The following is a 2594-nucleotide window of genomic DNA, read 5'->3' on the forward strand; positions in this document are numbered from 1 at the left end:
TGCCCGACGAGCGCCAGAGCCCGACTCCGATCGATGTCATCTCAGTTCCGCTGTCGGCGATCGCGTTCGCGGGCTTGGTGTTCGGGCTGTCGCTGATGGGAGGCCACGGCGCCCAGGGCCTGCCCGCCGAGGGGGTGTCCGGGCGGGAGTGCAACGTGCTGCACGCCGCGGCCGGCGGCGTGCCCGAGGAGATGATCAAGCGCTCCCGCGACTACGACGACGCGCAGTGGACCCAGCACCGGACCGCGCTGCAGCAGCGCGGGTTCCTCGACGGTGCCGGCGAGCTGACACAGACCGGACGGGACTTCAAGCAGCACATCGAGGACCGCACCGACACGCTGGCACTGTCCGCGCTCGACGCGCTCGACGACGCCGAGGTGGAGTCCCTGTTCCGCGCACTGACGCCGATCGCCCGCAAGGTGGTCGCTGCCGGCGACATCCCCGAGCTGACGCCGATGGGCCTGAGCCGGTCCGATCTCGACGACGACGGCGCGCATCTGGGGTGAGGGTCAGCGCGGCGCGTACATGATCAGGCCGACACCGGCCAGACATACCGCTGCGCCGACGAGATCCCACCGGTCGGGCCGGAATCCGTCGGCGACCATGCCCCAGATCAGCGATCCGGCGACGAAGACCCCGCCGTAGGCGGCCAGCACCCGGCCGAAGTTCGCGTCGGGCTGGAACGCCGCGACGAACCCGTAGGCCCCGAGGGCGATGATCCCGGCCCCCAGCCACAGCAGCCCGCGATGTTCCCGGACGCCCTGCCAGACCAGCCAGGCGCCGCCGACCGCCGACGAACTGGCTGCGCCGCCGGTGGCGTCACCGCCCTCTCCTCCGGTACCGGCCGGGCCACCCGCGCCTCCTGCGCCACCGGCACCGCCGGTGGCCGTGCCGTATTCGGAGTAGGCCCATCCGCCGTAGCCGCCGCTGCCACCGCTGCCGCCCCAAGCGCCACCGGCGCCGCCGGCACCGCCTGCGCCGCCAGTGGCGCTGTTCAGCTCGTTGACCCCGTCCTCCGGAGTCGGGTCGTCCAGGTCGTTGTCATTGAAGGTTCCGCCGCCGTTGCCGCCGTTACCACCATTGCCGAACAGGAGGCCGCCCTGACCTCCGTTGCCGCCGCTGAACGGACCGGAGACGAGAGTGCCGTCAGCCGCATACACGGCATCGCCGGCGTTGCCGCCGTTGCCCCCGTTACCGAACAGGAAGCCGCCTCGGCCGCCGGCACCGCCGGCACTCGCGGCGTAGAGGACTTCATCGGTCTCCTCGTCGATGACCTCGAAGCCATCGCCGCCGTTGCCGCCGTTGCCGCCCCAGAACCCGGCGTTGCCGCCCTTACCGCCGTGCAGACCGTAGCCGCCGTTGCCCCACAACAGACCGCCGTTGCCGCCGTTACAGGCGGCGCCTTCGCAACCCTCGACGGCGTTGACGCCGTTACCGATCAGCCAGCCGCCGTAGCCGAACATGGGGCGCCACACCGGATTGGCGCTGACCTGCCGCAGGGACTGGATTTCGTCATTCTTGCGGTCGCTGCCCCCGTTGAGCGACAGGAACAGGCTGTCCTCCATCAGCAGCAGTTCCTCTTCATCGGACACCAGTTGCACGTTGACGGTCTGCGGCGTTGATGCTTGCTCGCCAGACAGCATCAGCGTGCCGACGCCGGCCAGGGCCGCTCCGGCGATACCGGCTGTGATGAATGACGTGACCGGCAGAGTGTGCGCGCGCTTCGTTGCGTGCTTGGTCATGAATCCCCCCTTGCGATGTTCGCAATGTTGTTGAGTGGCGCATTCTCACGGCGAGCGGCGCACTTTCCCTCCCTCAACGTGAGGCGCAGTCGGACTGTACGACTTTGCTGAAAGTGGCGTCAATAGGTAATTGGAACCGGTTCTCCGGCCCAGGATTACCTATTTGAATTCAATAACTCGCCGTCGAAGCCACCAGGGTTCGACTTAACCGATATCTGCTGCTCGGAGTAGCTAACGAGCACATCTACTGCTTTCGTTCGCAAAATCAGCGTGACGCAACATCTTTGAGGACGAAATTAACTGACGGGGGCCTCGCCGGGTCGGGAATCGGCCGCGATCCCGGATTGCCCAGCTGTCGGCGCGGAGGCGAGGCCGCCCCACCGTGCGGATGCCCGCCGCCATTCTGTTCCAGTTTGCTGCACTGGCCAGACAGTTGCTGGATCGAAGAGGTCCTCGGATCGGCCCAATGCCTCGAACTTTCGCAGCGCAGAGCCCCGGAAAACGACTGCGGGCGCCGACTCCGAAGAGTCGACGCCCGCAGGCTCGTATCAGTTGGGGTCAGTCGTCGCCGTCGGTCGCGGTCCCGTCGTCGCCGTCGTCGGCACCGAAGCCGCCGTCGCCGCCGGTGCCTGCTGTCGCCCCACCGTCGTCGTCGGACACGGCGTCGCCACCGTCACCACCGTCGCCGCCGTCACCGCCAAGGCCGCCGGTACCACCCGAGCCGCCGTTGCCGCCGTAACCCGAGCCGTAGCTCCAGATCTCGCGGGTCTCCGGGAAGTGGGTGATGTACTTGGTGTCGTTGCACGGCCACGGCACGTCGGACTGACCGCCTTCCAGCGGCGCGCCGACCGA

General features: G+C 68.4%; 1 protein-coding gene and 2 pseudogenes. 1 reads left to right on the forward strand and 2 read right to left on the reverse strand.

Features of this window, described 5'->3' with window-relative positions; genetic code table 11:
* Positions 1-506: pseudogene (locus ASJ79_RS22305) on the forward strand (hypothetical protein); the annotation flags it as partial.
* A gap of 3 nt (positions 507-509) precedes the next feature.
* On the opposite strand, the gene ASJ79_RS35215 reads toward ASJ79_RS22305, so the two are convergent.
* Positions 510-1742, reverse strand: coding sequence for a YnfA family protein (locus ASJ79_RS35215; RefSeq protein WP_369803740.1), 1233 nt, complete (start codon positions 1740-1742; stop codon positions 510-512).
* A gap of 726 nt (positions 1743-2468) precedes the next feature.
* Positions 2469-2594 (reverse strand): annotated as a pseudogene (locus ASJ79_RS33370) (hypothetical protein); the annotation flags it as partial.

The sequence above is a fragment of the Mycobacterium sp. NAZ190054 genome (assembly GCF_001545925.1).
Classification (GTDB): domain Bacteria; phylum Actinomycetota; class Actinomycetes; order Mycobacteriales; family Mycobacteriaceae; genus Mycobacterium.

Coding starts and splice junctions, on each gene's coding strand:
- ASJ79_RS35215 (WP_369803740.1), bottom strand. CDS start 1,742: ATGACCAAGCACGCAACGAAGCGCGCGCACACTCTGCCGGTCACGTCA.